The organism is Pseudoalteromonas sp. CO342X (assembly GCF_004208915.1).
Classification (GTDB): domain Bacteria; phylum Pseudomonadota; class Gammaproteobacteria; order Enterobacterales; family Alteromonadaceae; genus Pseudoalteromonas; species Pseudoalteromonas maricaloris.
This window is the reverse complement of the sequence record NZ_SGPH01000072.1, coordinates 1-510: the sequence shown is the minus strand read 5'-3', so window position 1 is coordinate 510 and position 510 is coordinate 1. Positions and strand designations below refer to the sequence as shown.

The 510-nt window shown below is 44.3% G+C and carries 1 tRNA gene; it reads right to left on the bottom strand.

Annotation, left to right across the window (positions count from 1 at the left end):
- Window positions 1–433: 433 nt before the first annotated feature.
- A tRNA-His gene (locus EXT47_RS23645) sits at window positions 434–509 on the bottom strand.
- Between the last annotated feature and the right edge of the window lies 1 nt (window position 510).

Here is a 510-nt window from a genome sequence, read left to right as displayed (position 1 = left end):
TGTTGGTCGTGTAGGAGCTACTTTATGTAGCGAGGGTTTTATTCTCAGTCGCGATATAAAATCGCTGCTACGCAGATATCTGGTGCTTGGTGTTTGGTGTTGGTCGTGTAGGAGCTACTTTATGTAGCGAGGGTTTTATTCTTAAGTCGCGGTATAAAACCACTGCTACGCAGATGTTTGGTGCTTATTGTGTGGTGTTGGTCGTGTAGGAGCTGCTTTATGCAGCGAGGGTTTTATTCTTAAGTCGCGATATAAAACCACTGCTACGCAGTTGTTTGGTGCTTATTGTGTGGTGTTGGTCGTGTCGGAGCTACTTTATGTAGCGAGGGTTTAATTCTTAGTCACGATATAAAATCGCTGCTACTTGGTATTTATTATGTAGGGGTGCTATGTGCGTAAAAATAAAAAATGTGGAATACATTTATAGAAAGAGTGGGGCGACTGATGGGACTTGAACCCACGACAACCGGAATCACAATCCAGGGCTCTACCAACTGAGCTACAGCCGCC